The 13,988-nt window shown below is 69.3% G+C and carries 12 protein-coding genes and 1 pseudogene; 6 read left to right on the top strand and 7 right to left on the bottom strand.

Going from position 1 to position 13,988, the window contains the following annotated elements; translation table 11 throughout:
* The first annotated feature begins 526 nt into the window (after nucleotides 1–526).
* The 5 genes from ACT3UN_RS04955 (at nucleotide 527) to ACT3UN_RS04935 (ending at nucleotide 4,712) form a co-directional block, all read left to right on the top strand.
* On the top strand, nucleotides 527–1,942 hold the full coding sequence (locus ACT3UN_RS04955) for a Rep family protein (protein WP_240518051.1): 1,416 nt from the start codon (nucleotides 527–529) through the stop codon (nucleotides 1,940–1,942).
* Nucleotides 1,939–2,469 (top strand): plasmid mobilization protein, encoded by a 531-nt coding sequence (locus ACT3UN_RS04950; RefSeq protein WP_205676990.1) that lies wholly within the window; start codon nucleotides 1,939–1,941, stop codon nucleotides 2,467–2,469. Before ACT3UN_RS04955 ends, ACT3UN_RS04950 begins: the two co-directional genes overlap by 4 nt.
* Nucleotides 2,466–3,665 (top strand): relaxase/mobilization nuclease domain-containing protein, encoded by a 1,200-nt coding sequence (locus ACT3UN_RS04945; protein ID WP_193078988.1) that lies wholly within the window; start codon nucleotides 2,466–2,468, stop codon nucleotides 3,663–3,665. Before ACT3UN_RS04950 ends, ACT3UN_RS04945 begins: the two co-directional genes overlap by 4 nt.
* A complete protein-coding gene (locus tag ACT3UN_RS04940; RefSeq protein ID WP_226829420.1) occupies nucleotides 3,634–4,158 on the top strand; it encodes a hypothetical protein in 525 nt (174 codons plus the stop codon). Before ACT3UN_RS04945 ends, ACT3UN_RS04940 begins: the two co-directional genes overlap by 32 nt.
* 98 nt (nucleotides 4,159–4,256) lie before the next feature.
* Complete coding sequence (locus ACT3UN_RS04935; protein WP_096160856.1) at nucleotides 4,257–4,712, top strand: GNAT family N-acetyltransferase; 456 nt, start codon at nucleotides 4,257–4,259, stop codon at nucleotides 4,710–4,712.
* A gap of 143 nt (nucleotides 4,713–4,855) precedes the next feature.
* Here the strand turns inward: ACT3UN_RS04935 and ACT3UN_RS04930 are convergent.
* The 5 genes and pseudogenes from ACT3UN_RS04930 to ACT3UN_RS04910 form a co-directional block, all read right to left on the bottom strand.
* A pseudogene (locus tag ACT3UN_RS04930) lies at nucleotides 4,856–5,122 on the bottom strand (LLM class flavin-dependent oxidoreductase); the annotation flags it as partial.
* A gap of 76 nt (nucleotides 5,123–5,198) precedes the next feature.
* The gene (locus tag ACT3UN_RS04925; RefSeq protein ID WP_301442170.1) at nucleotides 5,199–6,413 is read right to left on the bottom strand and encodes an NAD(P)-binding domain-containing protein; all 1,215 of its coding nucleotides are present in this window, start codon (nucleotides 6,411–6,413) and stop codon (nucleotides 5,199–5,201) included.
* A complete protein-coding gene (locus ACT3UN_RS04920; protein WP_441582452.1) occupies nucleotides 6,414–7,817 on the bottom strand; it encodes an alpha/beta hydrolase in 1,404 nt (467 codons plus the stop codon).
* Nucleotides 7,817–8,122: a hypothetical protein gene (locus tag ACT3UN_RS04915; protein WP_301442168.1), complete on the bottom strand. Its 306-nt coding sequence runs from the start codon at nucleotides 8,120–8,122 to the stop codon at nucleotides 7,817–7,819. The genes ACT3UN_RS04920 and ACT3UN_RS04915 overlap by 1 nt, the downstream gene beginning before the upstream one ends.
* A 183-nt stretch (nucleotides 8,123–8,305) precedes the next feature.
* Nucleotides 8,306–9,781 carry a SulP family inorganic anion transporter gene (locus ACT3UN_RS04910; RefSeq protein WP_301442167.1) on the bottom strand — a complete coding sequence of 492 codons (1,476 nt, stop codon included), beginning with the start codon at nucleotides 9,779–9,781 and terminating at the stop codon, nucleotides 8,306–8,308.
* A 36-nt stretch (nucleotides 9,782–9,817) separates the two neighbouring features.
* Here ACT3UN_RS04910 and ACT3UN_RS04905 point away from each other — a divergent pair, with 36 nt between their 5' ends.
* The gene (locus tag ACT3UN_RS04905) at nucleotides 9,818–10,717 is read left to right on the top strand and encodes a carbon-nitrogen hydrolase family protein (RefSeq protein ID WP_441579085.1); all 900 of its coding nucleotides are present in this window, start codon (nucleotides 9,818–9,820) and stop codon (nucleotides 10,715–10,717) included.
* A 30-nt stretch (nucleotides 10,718–10,747) separates the two neighbouring features.
* Here the strand turns inward: ACT3UN_RS04905 and ACT3UN_RS04900 are convergent, their stop codons facing one another.
* Both ACT3UN_RS04900 and ACT3UN_RS04895 read right to left on the bottom strand, forming a co-directional pair.
* Entirely contained in the window at nucleotides 10,748–12,856 is a 2,109-nt protein-coding gene (locus ACT3UN_RS04900; protein ID WP_444656579.1) for an iron ABC transporter permease, read from the bottom strand.
* 8 nt (nucleotides 12,857–12,864) lie between these two features.
* Nucleotides 12,865–13,980: an ABC transporter substrate-binding protein gene (locus tag ACT3UN_RS04895; protein ID WP_444656577.1), complete on the bottom strand. Its 1,116-nt coding sequence runs from the start codon at nucleotides 13,978–13,980 to the stop codon at nucleotides 12,865–12,867.
* Nucleotides 13,981–13,988 lie beyond the last annotated feature (8 nt).

The raw sequence follows: 13,988 nt of genomic DNA, 5'->3' as shown, positions 1-13,988 counted from the left end.
TTCGTCCCTTGCCGACAGTGAGGCTCGACTCCACGACCTCGGAGTGCTCCGCTCCGTCCTTGAAGAAGTCGTAGAGCTGTCGGTCGCTGACGCCCGTACAGACGGGGTCACCTGGGCGAGGATCGGTGATGCCCTGGACGTTACCCACCAGGCCGTCATCAAGCGTTATGGGAAGCGTTCTGGGGGTGATCGCCGATGAGCGCCGACCCCCACCCCCGTTCCATCGCTCTCGCCGACCTGACCTCGCCCGAAGGGCCTGACCTGGCACCCGCCGCAGGCGGGCTGCCCGCTGGTGTTTCAGCCTCCAAGAGTTTCGGGAGTTCTACTTGTTCCTACGGGCGCGGCAAGGGCTTGTCGATTGCCGCGCTTTGCAACGAACTGCCTGGTCAGAGGACTGTTCCCATGTTCCGCCTCCCCGAGAATACGCGGGGTCATTTGGGGTCTCATTTGGGGGTCAATAGGGGGTCAATTAGGCGCCTTGCTCTCAAAGTACCTAGTTGTGCTGCCCTGGTCGGGGGTGGTCGCCGTGGCTAAGCAGGAGAACAATCCCACGAGCATCGGCGTTACCCAGTACCTCGATCGGGAGTACTGGACCTGGGCGGTGAACGATCCGAACGGCGCTGCATTGCTCCAGCAGGATGCCGGGACGATCCTCACCTACCTCGTGCAGCGGTTGGAGGCTGGCGGGGGCGAGGTCGTCGAGGCCTACGGGATCATCCACGACAAGGACGAGCGTGAGGTCTGGAGCGAAGCCCAGCAGGCACTCGTGATGGAGCCGAAGCCCGCGCACCTGCATGCAGTCATCAAGTTCAAGAACCGCTCGAAGAGTGCGCCGATCGCTCGGCTTGCCGATTTGCTCGGAGTCGAGCCGCAGTACGTCGAGAAGCCGAAGGCCGGGCGGTACGCGCATGACAACATGCTGAGCTACCTCACGCATGCGAAGTACGCGGACAAGCACCAGTACGCGCCCGCCGAGGTCGCCACGGTGCGCGGGCCTGACTACCTCGGGATCGACGCCCAGCGCCGTGAGGCATGGCTGAAGGGCCGTGCCCACCTGAAGAAGAAGCGGGTGGCCGAGGACTTCGAGGACATGCGCGATCGGGTGCTCCAGGGCGAGATCACGCGTGATCAGATCATGCTCACCGATGAGCTGTTCGACATCTACTCGCGGCATCAGCGAGAGATCGACGATGCTCTCTCGGCCTACGGCCAGCGCCGAGCGTACCGGGCGGCAGCGAATCTTCGGGCCGGTGCCTTCTCGACGCATGTCGTGTTCGTTCACGGGGACGCCGGGATCGGCAAGACCCGGTTCGCCACGGACTTCATCACGGCCTCGATCAATGCTGCGAACGCCCATGGCGAGCGGTGGCAGGTCTACCGCGCCGCGACCGGGAATCCGCTCGATGACTGGCGTGGAGAGGAGGTCCTGCTGCTCGACGATCTGCGCGCTTCGGCTATGGACGCGAACGACTGGTTGCTGCTGCTCGATCCGTACAACGCCTCACCCGCGAAGGCGCGTTACAGGAACAAGGGCGAGGTGGCACCGCGCCTGATCGTCATCACGGCAACGATCGAGCCGGTCGAGTTCTTCTACTATGCCCGACAGAAGGGCAACGTAGACGAGGCGCTGGACCAGTTTATCCGCCGCCTGGCCTCGGTCGTGAAGGTCTTCCGCGCCGATGACATCAACCGCTACCTCGTGCAGCACATCGGGAAGATCGAACCCTACGAGTGGCATCAGTGCAGCCTCCCGGCTGCCGCGCACTCGCCCGGTGTGAACGGCAACATGTACCACCAGGCAGTCGGCTCGCGCGAGCTGACGTACGGCCCCGAGACTTCGGCCGAGCACGACGCCGAGAGCGCGGTCGTCGAGCTGCTCAGCGGGCTCGCGGTGCGTAGCCCCGACGTGCCGTTGGCGATGGCTGCGGGAGGTGCGTCATGAACACGTTCCATGCCCTCGATGAGGATCGGCTTTCCCCTCCGCCCGCAGGGAGCGAAGCGACCGAGGACGGAGGCCAGCGGTACTTGGACGACAAGAGCGCCAGCGAATTGTCGGACAAGTACCCTGCTGGCCCTGACCGTACGGCTCCCAACACCAATGATGGTCATGGAGTCGATGAGCCCCAGGCGAATCGCGACGTGAGCATCGACGTGCGGGTCACGAAGGCGGAGCGCGAAGCGGTTCGGCGACGTGCTCGCAGGCTCGGCGTGAAGCCGAGCAAATGGGTACGCACGGTCATTCTCGACGCCCTGGACTCCCGCCGGGACGGTCTCGGGCATCTAGAGGTCGCGGCGGCCTCCACGCCGTCGCCGGAGCTGGGTCAGGCGGTCGAGCAGGTGCGCCGAATCGGGATCAACCTGAACCAGGCGGTGCGTCGCGGTGGTGCCCTCGACGACGATCTGCTGCGCGAGGTCATGGAATCGATGGATGCCGTGCGGGCACAGCTCGGGGATCGGACGGCGCTATGAGTACGGTCAACGTGAAGCCGTCGCGGTCCGCCAGCGACTCGGTCGGGTACGCGCTGTACGGCAACGACAAGGACAAGCGCACAGAGCACGTCCAGACCGGCACCGATCGTGCCGCAGCGATGTCGTGCTCGGTGGAGTCGCCGTGGGCCTTCGTCGCCCGCGCAGAGGCTCTGGCGAGGGCCCACGGGCGGAAGAACGAGCTGTACTCGTACACGCAGAATTTCTCGCCGGACGAGTTCGGCAAGAACGACCGGGGGCACGTGCAGCGGGTCAATGAGCTGGGCGTGAAGCTCGCGGAGCGGATGCACTCGGCCGATCACCTCGTGGTCACCCACGCCGACTCGGCCGGCGGGCACCTGCACAACCACATCTACGTCATCAACCACGACAACCTCACCGGGAAGTCGCTGCAGCGGAACACGTCGTGGAAGAACGGCCTGCGCCAGGCCAACGACGAACTGATGCAAGACGAGGGGTGCCAGGTCCTCCCGTCGCCGGAGCAAGCAAAGCCGGACTGGTCGCAGCGCCGGGAGGACTTCGCGTCAGGCGGATTCGAGCGCATCCTCGGGGACAAGGTCGCCGCCTCGCTGCGGGACAAGCGGTCAGTGGACCGGGCGGGATTCACCGAGGTACTCGACGAGCATGGCGTCGCCCTCGCAGAGACCCAGCGTGACGGCTGGACGTACAAGATGCGCCGGGCCGACAACGGCAAGCTCGGCCGGAAGAAAGCATCCGGGCTGACGCCCGAGTTCACCGCCGAGGGCGCACAGCAAATCTTCGAGTTCCACGAAAACAACCGACAGAAGGAGCAGAGCAATGAGCATTCTCGACGAGATGAGGAACGAGCAGCAGGAGACCGAGCCGAGCTCGACGGCGTCGAATCTGTCGGAGCCTACGAACGCCGACGTCATCGCAGCGGTCAACAGGCAGACGAAGGCCGTGAACGGACTGAAGTCGTATCTGCGATTCGCGATCGAGGAAACCGTCAAGGAGGAGCTGAAGGCCCTGCCGTCGACCTCGCAGCCGTCCGTCAACAGGTCGTCGCAGATCGAGAGCGTCGAGAGCAGACTGAGCGAGATCGAGAGCACGCTCAGAGTGTTCGCGCAGAGTCTCGACGGGAAGCAGCTGCAGAGCGCCTCGCAGAGCTTGATCGCCGAAGCGCAAATGAATCGAGCAGCTACGGCCTCGGCGACTGAGAAGCTCCAGTCCCTGGCCGAGGACAACCAGAAGCTCGTGAGCCAGGTCGGCGGTGCCGTGCAGCGGATCGATAAGCGCACAGAGGAGCGGGTCGAGAAGGCCGTCGAGCAGGTCGCCGGGGAGGCCTCGGCCACGATGACGGCGAACCTCGACGCGTCGAACGAGCGCGCCGAGCGGATCATGCAGGCGACGGCGAAGCTGGAGGCCCGTCAGCTCTGGTCGGCAGCAGCCGCGATGTGCCTCGCGCTCCTGCCGGTGGTCGTGGTCGTCGCCGGGCTCTGGATGGGAATCGCCGGGCTCATCGCGGGCGCTCAGTGGGCGCTCGACGTGGACGGGAGCGTGTGGCTGAGCATCGGGCGCTGGCTCGTGTTCGCCGTGGGCCTCGCCGGGGCGGGCTACGGCCTGTTCGCGTCCGCCCGCTGGGTGGCTCGTCTCGTCGAGACCTGGAAGGGCCGCGGGATGCCGAACTGGCCGAGCTGGCGGAAGAGGTGACTGCGATTCCCGAGGGCAAGCGCGCAGAGCGCGTGCGGCAGGCCACACGGCTGGCGAACAGCTTGGTGTCGAGGACACAACTCTGCGACGATAATTGCATGCAGAACAATCCTGAAACTTTAATTCGCCCTTCGAAAGGCGAAGGTGAATACCCAGAACTCGTCAAAATTTGGCGCAGCGCCGTACGCGCAACTCACGATTTCCTCCAAGAGGAGGACTTTGGGCGAATCGAGGACAACCTCGCCTCGATGTATTTCCCGGCGGTGGCCCTCATCGTTGCGGAGCGAGACGGCGCGCCGGTCGGCTTTGCCGGAGTCGCCGAGGGCAATCTTGAAATGCTGTTCGTAACGAACGAGGTGCGAGGTGGCGGTGTCGGAACGTTGCTGCTCCGCGAGGCGATCTCTAGCCTCGGCGTAACCAAGGTTGACGTGAATGAACAGAACGAGGGCGCGCATGGCTTCTATCTCAGTCGCGGATTCGTGCAGATTGGACGCGACGAGCTGGACGGCGATGGTCGACCGTACCCGACGCTCCACCTGAAGTTCAGTCAGTAAATACCAGGTCCCAGACGACAGCGACGAGTTCTAGTCGCTGTCGTCTTTCTGTTTGGTTCCCATTCCTGACCTGTCCGCCATATGACCACAGAAAATCTGCGAGAGTCATTGGTGTACAAGCGCCACAGCTTGGACATGCGCTAGCGTAGGTCGATCACGCCGGTGCCGACCTCGATGCGGCTGGTGCGGGCGGCCGCGGCGGAGAGGATCGGCATCGGGGCGGCGTGCTGCGGGGCGAAGTGGTGCACCCGCCAGTACGCGCCGTTGACACCGATCTCGTCGGCGCCGACGGCGATGTCCACGGCGTTGCGGATGTTCTCCTTCGCGCCGGGCATGCCGCGGCCCGGGGTGGACGCCCCGGACGCGGCGAGGTCGTAGTGGCCGAAGCTGAGGAAGCCGAATGCCTTCATGGTGTCTCCTGGAGGAGGGAAGTAGTTGACACGTCAACTATATGCCTGCGGGTGCGGACGGCGCAAGGGTCGGCGCCTACCCCGCCAGGCGCCGCGCGGCGACCTGCCCGGCGAGACGCCCGGCACGGTTCGCGCCTACCGTCGAGGCCGTCGACCCGTAGCCGGCGAGCAGCACCCGGTCGTCGCGCACCACCTCCACCTCGTTGGTCACGGTGATCCCACCGCCGGGTTCGCGCAGGTGCAGTGGGGCGAGATGGGTCAACGCCGGGCGGAAACCGGTGTTCCAGAAGATCACGTCCACCGCCTCCTCGTGCCCGTCGGGGAAGGGACTCCAACTGTCCGGCTGGACCAGGCCGGCCGTGCCTTCACTGCCGCCACCGTCTGCGCCACCAGCACCACCGAAGGTCACCGAGTGCTCGTTGATGCGGGTGAACATGCCGCGGGAGACCAGCGTCCCGTCCGCCACACCCGCCAGGTACTCGGGCAACGCCGGGATACCGGTGTTGGCCACCACCGAGGCCGGACGCCGCCCGTGCTCGGTGTCCTCGCGCACGTGACGTTCCACGTCCCGGCCCCAGGAGGCCTTCGAGTTGTCGAAGGTGTAGTCCACGAAGTTCGGCGGACGGCGCGTGGCCCACACCGTCGACAGCGCACTGCCGGCGCTACCGGATCCCGGCGCGAGTTCCAGCAGGAACTGCACCGCACTGAGCCCACCGCCGACGACCAGCACCTTCTCGCCGGCGAAGTCCTCGCGACGATGGTAGTCCGCGGTGTGCAGCTGCCGTCCGGCGAAACGCTCGATGCCGGGGACGTAGGGGATGTAGGGGTGAGTCCACGTGCCGGTGGCGTTGATGAGCAGGCGGGTGGTGATGCGGGTGCACCGCCCGTCCAGCACCACGGTCAAGGTCAGCGGGCCACTTTCACCACCCTCACCGCCCTCCTCGTCCTCGACACGGATGACCCGCGCCGGGCGCCGCACCCTCAGGTCGAAGGCCTCCTCGTAGTTGCCGTAGTAGTCGGCGACCAGGGAGGACGCCGGCACACCCTCGTCCGGTCGTGGCATCGGCATGCCCGGCAGGTCGGCGATACCGTGGGCGCGGCCCAACGTCAACGAGTCCCACCGGTGACGCCACGCACCGCCGGGCCCGTCGTTGCCGTCGAGCACGAGCAGGTCCCCGCCGGGGGTGTAGCCCTTGCGGACCAGGGCGTGGGCGGCGGCGAGCCCGGCCTGCCCCGCACCGAGGACGACCACCTCGTAGCTCTCCACCGGTGGTCCCGCGTCCGCGCCCATCTACCGGACCTGCTCCAGCACGAGGTCGTCGGCGAGGTAGCTGCTGTGCGAGTCCCACTCGCCCTGCGTCCACAGGTAACCGTCGGTCATGCGGCCCAGGATACGTCCGGCCCACCCGTCCTGCTGCCCCGCCGGTGCACCGTTGACGGTGTCCGCCCCGAACCCCGCGGACGTCGGGTCGCGGCCGTGCACCCCGCCGTTGGCGCCCGTCGTCGCCCCGATCAGGTCTCCCGGCGCGCGCCAGGCGTGGACCTCGGCGTGCCCGTCCAGGGCGTCGACGTGCAGCTCCCCGGTGTCGCGGACCCCGGTGCCGGGGCTGCCGAGCAGGTGGATGGTGTCGGCATCCAGTGGGGTGGACGGGTCGCGTGCCGCCGCGCCGAGCAGGGTGGTGCCGTAGCTGTGCGCCACGACCTGCAGCTCGGCACCGTCGGCGGAGCGTTCGCGCAGCGCCGACTGCGCCCCACGCAGTGCTGGTGCACCGACCCCGGCGTAGGACGGGTTCAGTCCCTGCCCCAGGTCCGCCGGCGCCCGGTAGCCGTGCCAGGCGACGACGGCGTGGCCTGTGCCGCCGATGCGTCCGGCGTTCCCCGCGGAACCCGGCAGTGCCCCGTCGCCGGACGATCCGACGCCGCTGACCAGCGTGGTGACCTTCGGTGCGGTGTGCAGGTCGCCGACGACGACCACCGGCTGCCCGTCGAGTTCCTGCACCGTGACCCCGACGGCGTCCGGGTCCAGGCCGCGTAAGGCCAGCTCCCGGCGCGCGGCGCCGACCGCCTGACGCAGGGAGTCCTCGGTGGCGGCGTCCAGCGGGACGGCCAGGCCGGAGGGCATGGTCACCGCCGCGGCGGCGGCCTGCGCGGCGGCCGGGTCGACGAGTTCGGCCACCGTCGCGGCGTCCAGCGCCGTACGGTCCACCGCCGTGACTGTCGGGGCCTGACCCACTGCGCTCGCCGCCTCGACGACGGCGGCGGTCGCGGTGTCCAGGGCGTCGGCGAGCATCCGGCAGGCGTGCAGGACCATCGACCACGCCGCGGCCAGAGTGAGTAGCGGAGGTAAGGGCGCCGGCGGGGTTACTGTGCCGTCCGCCGAAACGCGCATCCGGAAGGTTCGCGCCATCCCCAGCACGGGCGCGGCCTGATTGCGCGCCGCGGCGAGCAGGGTGGCGTGGTGGCCCAGCACGACCCCCACCCAGTGCGCGGCGATGCAGGACGCCAGGACCCGGTTGGCGCAACTGTCGATACGGTGGCCCATCGCCTCGGCCGCACCACCCGACCAGCCCGGCAACCGGCCGTGCCCGCGCACCGCGCCAGCTGCCTCGCGCATCTGCCCGGACGCCGTGGCCCACTGCCGGGCGGTGGCGGCCGCCTGCTCCAGCGGGGCGTCGGCCAACTCCTGCATGTCCATCAGCGCGCTCCCGCCGTACCGGAGAGGGACCTCGCGGCGTCCTGCTCGGCGGTGCCGACCACCCCGGCGAAGGTCAGCAGGTCGGTGGCGATGACGTCCACCACCACCGACTCCCCGTCGACGGCCTCGGCGACCCGCGTGGTGCCCGCCGCCAGGGCGGCGAACGTCCGGCCCCCGGGCAGGCAGGACGCCGCGGGCAGCGAGCCGGCGACGGCGCGCGCGGCGCCGGCCACCGCGGACGCCTCGGCGTCCAACGCCTGTGAGGTGGTTCTGACCTGGGACAGGTCGATGCCGAACACGGTCATGGTGCCTCCTGGGCTGATGCGCTGGTGCGGTGCTGCCTGCGGTCCCAGGAGAGTACGACGCGGCGGTGGTCGTGGGGAAGCGTGGTCCCCAGGGGCGGGAAAGCTGTGGACAACTTTCGTCAGGTTTCACCTCCGACCCCGCAGGGCTGTGGATAAACCTTCGGCGACCGACCCGGGGCACGCTCAGCCGAGACGGCCCTCCAACCGCTCCACGTAGGCGCGGCTCGTGGCGTCCAATCCCGTGAACGTCACCGACTTGCCGCGGCGTTCGTACTGCTCACGCACGCCCTGCAGCGCGGCCACCGTGGAGGAGTCCCACACCGTGGCGTCGGTGAAGTCCACCGTGACCTGTGCCGGGTCGCCGGCGTAGTCGAACTGGTACACCAGGTCATTCGACGAGGCGAAGAACAGCTGGCCCGTCACCCGGTAGCGGCCGGCACCGGTGTCCCCGACCCGCTCGACGCGCGTCAGGTGCGCCACGCGCCGGGCGAAGGCCACCATCGCGGTGAGCACACCCAGAATCACCCCGACGGCCAGGTTGTCCGTCAGCACCGTGGACACCACCGTGACCAGCAGCACCACCGTCTCGGAGACCGGCATCACCCGTAGAGTGCGCACACTGTTCCAGTCGAAGGTGGTGAACGCCACCACCAGCATCACCGCCACCAACGCCGCCATCGGGATGCGCCCCACCACGTCCGACAGCGACACCGACAACACGATCAGAAACGCCCCGGCCAGGAAGGAACTCACCCGGGTGCGCGCACCGGCCTGCTTCACGTTGATCATCGTCTGGCCGATCATCGCGCAACCGCCCATGCCGCCGAAGAAACCGGTGACCACGTTCGCCACACCCTGGCCCAGTGACTCGCGGGTCTTGTCGGAGTGGGTGTCCGTGAGGTCGTCGACCAGCTTCGCCGTCAACAACGACTCCAGCAGCCCCACCAGCGCCAACGCCACCGCGTACGGGGCGATGATCCCCAGCGTCCCCATCGACAACGGCACGTCCGGCACCCCGAAGCCGGGGAACGACGACGGCAGTTCGCCCTGGTCACCCACCGTCGGCACGTCCCAGCCGAAGACCACCACCGCCAGCGTGATCAGCAGGATCGACGCCAACGGCGCGGGGAACTTCGAGGTCAACCGTGGGAAGCCGATAATCACCAGCAGGCCCACGGCCGTGAGCGGGTAGACCAGCCACGGCACGTCGAAGAGGTGCTGCAGTTGCGCGGAGAAGATCAGGATCGCCAGCGCGTCCACGAAACCCACCATCACCGACCGCGGGATGAACCGCATCAGCTTCGCCACCCCGAGCGCACCCATGACCATCTGCAGTACACCGCCGAGGATCACCGTGGCCAGCAGGTACTCCACCCCGTGGTCGCGGGCGACGGGGAAGACGACCAGGGCGATCGAACCCGCCGCGCCGGACACCATGCCCGGGCGTCCGCCCAGCACCGCGGTCACGCACGCCATGGTGAAGGCCGCGTAGAGGCCCATCATCGGGTCCAGGCCCGCCACGATGGCGAAACTCAACGACTCCGGGATCAGGGCGAACGCGGTCACCAACCCGCCGAGGACCTCGACGGTGAGCAGTTTCGGGCTGCGCAGCGCGCCCAGGACGCTGGCCGGGGAACGTTCGGCGGGAGAGGAGCTCACCCGACAATCCTAGGTCGGTGACGTACCCTTGGCAGCATGCGCATCGCCGTCATCCAGATGAACTCCGTGCCGGACGTCGACAAGAACCTCGAGAAAATCAGATCCTATATCGCCGGGTCCGCCGAGAATGGTGCTGACCTGGTGGTCTTCCCTGAGGCTGCGATGTTCCCCTTCGACGCGGGACGCCTCGACATCATCGCCCAACCGCTGGACGGCCCGTTCGCCCGCGCCGTGGAGAAGGCCGCGAAGGACGCCGGGACCACCGCCGTGGTCGGCATGTTCACCCCGGCCGACACCGTGTACCGCCTGCCGTCCGGTGAGTTGCAGACCGACCCGGTGGAGGGCTCCGGTGAGGCGAACAAGTTCCGCCGCGTGCACAACACCCTGCTCATCACCGGTCCCGGGGGAACCGAGCACTACCACAAGATCCACACCTTCGACGCCTTCGGCTACCGGGAGTCCGACACCGTCAAGCCCGGCACCCGCCGGGTCACCTACGACGTCAACGGCGTGACCATCGGCCTGGCTACCTGCTACGACATCCGCTTCCCCGGGCACTTCTACGCCCTGGCGGAGGCCGGCGCCTCGGTGATGGTGGTGCCCACGGCGTGGACGGACGGGCCGGGCAAGCTCGACCAGTGGCGCACGCTCACCGCCGCCCGCGCGCTGGACACCACCAGCTACGTGGTCGCCGCCGGTCAGGCGCGTCCCGGTTCCCCGGACCGTTACGGGCAGAACGACGGGCCGACGGGCATCGGCCACTCCGTGATCGTCAGCCCGGGCGGGGCGCGCCTGGCGGAGACCGGCTACGTCGCCCAGATCCTCATGGTCGACATCGACCCGAACCACGTGGAGAAGGTCCGCAAGGGCCTGCCCGTGCTCAAGGGGCACCGGCAGGACCGCGAGATCGGGAAGGCCGGTGCCGCCGGCGAGTAGCGGGCGGCACCGGCGGCGCCCCGCCCTTCCTCACGTGCGGCGCAGCAGCCACACGAAGTACGGCGCGCCGACGAGGGCGATCATCAGGCCGGCGGGGATCTGGGCCGGCGCGATCACGGAGCGGCCCAACCCGTCGGCGAGGCAGACCATCGCCGCGCCGAGCACCATCGCCACCGGCAGGACGCGCCCGTGGCGTCCTCCCACCAGGGAGCGGGCCAGGTGCGGGGCGACCAGGCCCACGAAGCCGACGACACCGACGGCCACCACGCTCACCGCGGCGAGCACGGCGGCCAGGGTCAGCAGGCCCAGGCGGGTGCGTTCCACGGGCACGTCGAGGATGCGCGGGGTGTCCTCGTCGACGGACATCAGGTCGATCTGCCGGCGCATGGCCAGCAGCACCGGCAGGGTGAGCAGCAGCACCACGGCGACGGGCACCACGTCGGGGAACGTCCTGCCGTAGGTGGTGCCGGACAGCCAGGTGAAGATGCGCGGGGTGTCGTAGGGGTTGGCGCGCAGCAGCAGGAAGGTGGTCACCGAGGAGATCCCGTAGCCGCAGCCGATGCCGATGAGCACGAAACGGTCGGGCAGCAGGCCACCACGCCACGACAGGGCAGCGACCAGGGCGAACGTCGCCAGGCCGGTGGTCACGGCGAGGGCCACCAGCACGGTGCGTCCGGAGCCGGGCAGCATGGTGGTGGCGATGACCGCGCCCAGGCCCGCGCCGGCGGTGATGCCGAGCAGCCCGGGTTCGGCCAGCGGGTTGCGCACGGTGCCCTGCACCACGGTGCCCGCCACGCCGAGGGCGGCACCGGCCAGCACTGCGGCGGTCACGCGCGGGGCGCGGGTGTCCAGGGCGCCGCCGACGAGTCCGGGGGCGGCGTCGCGCAGCCACAGGGCGATGTCACCGAGGCGCAGCCACAGGCTGCCGGCGAGCAGTCCGTAGACCACCGCGGCGACGAGCAGGACCACGGCGGCGACCAGGACGACGAGGAAGCGTCGTCGTGCCTGGGCGGGGGTGGACGTCCCGCCGCGGGCACCGGCGTTGGCGCGCGCGGCGCGCACCACGCCCTGGTCACGCATGCGCATCGCCAGCACCACGATCACCACCGCGCCGAGCAGGGCGGTGGGGATGCCGGTGGGGATGGACGCGGCCTGTTCGGCGCCGAGCACGGCGCGCAGCAGTGCGTCGGCGAGCAGGACGATCAGGGCGCCGACCAGCCCGGTCACCGGGATGAGCACGGCATGGCGGCGCAGTCCGGGCACCTTCGTCGACAGCAGGCGGGCGAGCACGGGCGCGCCGAGCCCGATGAAGCCCAGCGGCCCGGCGACGGTCACGGACAGGGCGGTGAGCAGGACGGCGAGCACCACGGCGACGGTGCGCGTGGCGCGCACCGGCACACCGAGGGTGGTGGCGGTGTCGTCGTCGCCGAGGGACAGGACGTCCAGACGTCGCGACAGCAGCACGGCGGCGAGCAGCACCGCCACGATGACCGGGACGGCGCGGGCGGAGGCGTCCACGCTGAGCTGTGACAGGGAGCCGGAACCCCAGGCGAACAGGCCGGTGGTGTTCTGCTTGAACAGGATCAGCAGCATGCCGGTGACCGCGTCGAGCGCCATGGCGATCGCCGAGCCGGCGAGGATGAGTTTCGTGGTGCCGGTGGCCCCGCCGCGTCCGGAGCCGGCGCCGGTGAGGCTGAGCACCAGGGCCGCGCTGGCCAGGCCACCGCAGAAGGCGACCAGGCCGGACGCCCAGAACGGCACGGTGAGGCCGAACGCCGCCACCGCGGTCAGCGCCACGTAGGAGCCGGCGGTGACCGCGAGGGTGTCGGGGGAGGCCAGCTGGTTGCGGGTCACCGACTGCAGCAGGATGCCGGCGACACCCAGGGCGAATCCGACGGTGATCCCGGCGAGCAGGCGTGGCACCCGCGAACCCGACAGCACGCTGTCCACCGGCACACCGTTGACGCTCTGCGGGGCGTCCGGGTGGCCGACGGCGTAGAGCACCAGCTCACGCATGCCCAGTCCGGAGGTGCCCTGGGTGAGGTGCCACAGTCCGACGACGGTGATCGCCACGACGAGCGCGACGATGAGCGCCAGCGGCGCGACGAGCGGTGCGGCGTGCGTCCTGCCGCGGGTCACCTGCCGTGTCACTCTGCGTCGGAGGCAGCCTCGACGGCCTTGACGGCCTCGACGAAGGCGTCGATCAGCTGGATGCAGGAGCGCGGTCCGCCGGCGGCCCACAGGTCGTTGGGGAACTCGTAGGTGCGGTCCTCCTCCACGGCGGAGAGGTTGTTCCAGATCGGGTTGGACGTCATGGCGGCGACGTAGTCGTCCGCGCCGCCCTGGGAGCCGGTGTAGAACAGGTTGGCGTCGCCGACGGCGGTGAGGCCCTCGATGTCGGTCTGGGCCAGGCCGTACGCCGGGTCGACGCCGCCGTCACCGTAGGACTCGTTGACGTCGTCGGTCCAGGCCGAGGTCATGCCGAGCTCCTCGCCGAGCTGCGTCATCAGCGCGCCGCTGGTGTAGGGGCGGATGGTGAGGTTGCCGCTCTCGACCCAGCCGTCGAAGTAGAGGAAGTCGGTCTGGTCGCGGTCCTCGAGGGTGGCCACGGTGTCGGCCAACTCCTCGCGGGCGGCGGCGAGGTGGTCGTCGAACTCCTGGTTTACCTCCTCGGCACGCGCGGAACGCCCGGTGGCCTCACCGATCATGGACAGGGTGTTCTTCACGGTGCCGATCTGGTCCTCGGCGTCCGCGCCGGTGACGGCCAGGACGGGCACGTCGCGGTCCTCGAGCTGGGTGAGCACGGCGTCGTCCTCGCTGTAGGCCTCGACGATGATGAGGTCGGGGTCGGCGCCGTAGATGGCGTCGAGGTCGGGTTCACCGCGCTCACCGGCGTTGACGACGTCGTCCGGCAGGGCCTCGGCGCTGACGTAGGTGCCGTAGTCGTCGGGGGACGCCACGGCGACGGGGTCGACGCAGAGGCTGATCGCGTCCTCGATCTCCTGCCACTCCAGCACGGCGACGCGGCTGGCGGGCTTGTCGAGTTCCACGGTGCGGCCCAGGCCGTCGGTCATCGACACCGGGTCGGTGCTGGTCTCGACGTCGGCGTCGCAGCCCTCGGCGTTGGAGGTCGGTGCCTCGGAGTCACCGTCGGACGAGCCGGTGTCGGTGGTGCCGCAGGCGGCGAGGGTGAGCGTCGCGGTGGCGACGGCGGCGGTGAGCGCGGTGAGCGTGGTGCGCCGTCGGTTTCTCGGGAGGTGCATGGTGGTCC

Origin of the sequence: Corynebacterium sp. AOP12-C2-36 (assembly GCF_052379185.1) — a bacterium.
In the GTDB taxonomy this organism is placed as follows: Bacteria; Actinomycetota; Actinomycetes; order Mycobacteriales; family Mycobacteriaceae; genus Corynebacterium.
This window is presented reverse-complemented; position numbering and strand designations above follow the sequence as displayed.

Coding starts and splice junctions, on each gene's coding strand:
- ACT3UN_RS04950 (WP_205676990.1), top strand. CDS start 1,939: ATGAACACGTTCCATGCCCTCGATGAGGATCGGCTTTCCCCTCCGCCC.
- ACT3UN_RS04945 (WP_193078988.1), top strand. CDS start 2,466: ATGAGTACGGTCAACGTGAAGCCGTCGCGGTCCGCCAGCGACTCGGTC.
- ACT3UN_RS04940 (WP_226829420.1), top strand. CDS start 3,634: ATGAATCGAGCAGCTACGGCCTCGGCGACTGAGAAGCTCCAGTCCCTG.
- ACT3UN_RS04935 (WP_096160856.1), top strand. CDS start 4,257: ATGCAGAACAATCCTGAAACTTTAATTCGCCCTTCGAAAGGCGAAGGT.
- ACT3UN_RS04925 (WP_301442170.1), bottom strand. CDS start 6,413: ATGGGCGCGGACGCGGGACCACCGGTGGAGAGCTACGAGGTGGTCGTC.
- ACT3UN_RS04920 (WP_441582452.1), bottom strand. CDS start 7,817: ATGGACATGCAGGAGTTGGCCGACGCCCCGCTGGAGCAGGCGGCCGCC.
- ACT3UN_RS04915 (WP_301442168.1), bottom strand. CDS start 8,122: ATGACCGTGTTCGGCATCGACCTGTCCCAGGTCAGAACCACCTCACAG.
- ACT3UN_RS04905 (WP_441579085.1), top strand. CDS start 9,818: ATGCGCATCGCCGTCATCCAGATGAACTCCGTGCCGGACGTCGACAAG.
- ACT3UN_RS04895 (WP_444656577.1), bottom strand. CDS start 13,980: ATGCACCTCCCGAGAAACCGACGGCGCACCACGCTCACCGCGCTCACC.